Origin of the sequence: Pseudomonas sp., from assembly GCF_050739775.1 — a bacterium.
Classification (GTDB): Bacteria; Pseudomonadota; Gammaproteobacteria; order Pseudomonadales; family Pseudomonadaceae; genus Aquipseudomonas.
In genome coordinates this window covers 1-2526 of record NZ_JBOICA010000088.1, presented here as the reverse complement: position 1 = coordinate 2526, position 2526 = coordinate 1, and the positions used below count along the sequence as shown (strand labels likewise).

At 59.0% G+C, this 2526-nt stretch carries 2 protein-coding genes; both read left to right on the top strand.

Features of this window, described 5'->3' with window-relative positions:
* Positions 1–146 precede the first annotated feature (146 nt).
* Positions 147–1667 carry an IS21 family transposase gene (gene istA / locus ACRESH_RS24135; protein ID WP_431744328.1) on the top strand — a complete coding sequence of 507 codons (1521 nt, stop codon included), beginning with the start codon at positions 147–149 and terminating at the stop codon, positions 1665–1667.
* Complete coding sequence (gene istB, locus ACRESH_RS24130) at positions 1657–2451, top strand: IS21-like element helper ATPase IstB (RefSeq protein ID WP_037073815.1); 795 nt, start codon at positions 1657–1659, stop codon at positions 2449–2451. The genes istA and istB overlap by 11 nt, the downstream gene beginning before the upstream one ends.
* Positions 2452–2526: the final 75 nt, after the last annotated feature.

The following is a 2526-nucleotide window of genomic DNA, read 5'->3' as shown; positions in this document are numbered from 1 at the left end:
CTTTATCAAAGAGCACAACGAACAGCCCAAGCCTGTTGGTTTCCACGCGGAACTGAGCCGGTTAGGCGCGTAATTTCCATTGAGAATTGAGCCATGTGAACCTTCCCCTCAACGCGGTGAGCGACAGGGGCAACGGAGTGATCCACATGGGACTTTTAAACATCATCCGTCGGATGGCGCTGCGCGAGAAGCAGTCGATCCGCGAGATCAGTCGGCGTACTGGACTGTCACGCAACACGATCGCGAAGTATTTGAACGCGGGTACGATCGAGCCGACGTTTACAGTACCGGAACGACCGAGCAAGCTTGATCCTTTCGCCGATAAACTGGCGGCCTGGCTGAAGACCGAGGCCGGGAGGTCGCGCAAGCAGCGCCGAACGCTGAAGCAGCTTCATGCCGATCTGATGGCTCTCGGCTTTACCGGCTCCTACGGTCGGGTCGCCGCCTTCGCCCGTGATTGGCGGGCTGAGCAGCAGACGACGGGCCGTGGCATATTCGTTCCGCTGTCTTTCCGCCCAGGCGAAGCATTCCAATTTGATTGGAGTGAGGACTATGCCGTGATCGGCGGCGAGCGCACGAAGCTTCAGGTCGCGCACATCAAGCTATCGCACAGTCGGGCTTTTCTGGTCAGGGCCTACCTGCTGCAAACGCATGAGATGCTCTTTGACGCTCACTGGCATGGCTTCCGGGTCTTCGGCGGCGTACCTGGTCGCGGCATCTATGATAACATGAAGACGGCGGTCGATCGCGTGGGCCGCGGCAAGGAGCGTCAGGTCAATATTCGCTTTGTTGCGATGACGAACCATTACGTCTTTGCGCCTGAGTTCTGCAATCCAGCGGCCGGCTGGGAAAAGGGTCAGGTCGAGAAGAACGTCCAGGATGCCCGGCCACGCTTGTGGCAACAGATGCCGGACTTTCCAAATCTGGCGGCGTTGAATGCCTGGCTGGAACAGCATTGCCAGGACCTGTGGCGCGACACAGCGCATGGAACCTTGTCCGGCACGATCGCAGATGTCTGGGCTGATGAGCGGGCAGCATTGATGGCGTTGCCCACCGCGTTTGACGGCTTCGTCGAGCAGAGCAAGCGCGTCTCGCCGACATGTCTGATCACCTTCGAGCGGAACCGCTACAGCGTGCCTGCGTCTTTTGCGAACCGGCCTGTCAGCCTGCGCATCTATCCCGAGCGACTGGTTGTTGCAGCCGAGGGCAATATCCTATGCGAACATGTCCGGATCATTGAGCGGAGCCACGACAAGCCGCCGCGAACGATTTACGACTGGCGACATTACCTTGCCGTCATCCAGCGCAAACCCGGTGCCCTGCGCAATGGTGCACCCTTCCTGGAATTGCCGTTGCCCTTTCGGCAACTGCAGGACCAGATGCTTCGCCGCCCCGGCGGTGATCGTGAAATGGCCGATATCCTTGCCCTTGTCCTTCATCACGACGAACAGGTCGTACTCAGGGCTGTGGAACTCGCCCTGGATGCAGGAGTAGCGACCAAGACGCATGTGCTGAATCTTCTGCATAGGCTGATCGACGGCAAGACGATCGACGGTCCCGACATCGATACGCCACAGGCGCTGACCTTGCTGCGTGAACCCAAGGCCAATGTCGAACGCTATGATGGCCTACGCGCCCGGATCGCAGGAGGTCGCCATGCGTCATGATCCCGCCAGCGCAGCCGTCGTCATCATGCTACGGAGCCTGAAGATGTATGGCATGGCCCAAGCCGTCACGGACCTTATCGAGCAAGGGGCTCCTGCCTTTGATGCGGCCGTGCCCATCCTGTCCCAGTTGCTGAAGGCCGAGATGGCCGAGCGCGAGGTTCGCTCCATTGCCTATCACATGAAGGCTGCCCGCTTCCCTGCCTATAAGGACATCTCCGGCTTCGACTTCGCAGCCAGCGAGATCAACGAAGCAACAGTGCGCCAACTGCACCGATGCGAGTTCATGGATGGGGCGCAGAACGTTGTCCTTATCGGTGGCCCTGGCACTGGCAAAACGCATGTCGCGACCGCTCTTGGAATCCAAGCCATCGAGCATCACCGCCGAAAGGTCCGCTTCTTCTCGACCATCGAATTGGTCAATGCGTTGGAGCAGGAGAAGGCCAAAGGTAAGGCAGGCCAGATCGCAGAGACCTTGGTCCGCCTCGATCTCCTCATCCTGGACGAGTTGGGATACCTGCCGTTCAGCGCCTCAGGCGGAGCACTGCTCTTCCACCTGCTGAGCAAGCTCTACGAGCGGACCAGCGTGGTGATCACCACCAACCTCAGCTTCAGCGAATGGGCAACCGTCTTCGGGGACGCCAAGATGACGACCGCTCTGCTCGATCGTTTGACCCATCGTTGCCATATCCTGGAAACCGGGAACGACAGCTTCCGCTTCAAAGCCAGCTCGGCTGCCGCAGCACAGAAGAGAGGAGAAAAAGCCAATCCCTTGACCAAACCCTGATCAGAAAACCATACTCAGAGGTGGCTCACTTCTCGGTGGAAAAACCGGCTCAGTTCCGCGTGGAAACCAACACAG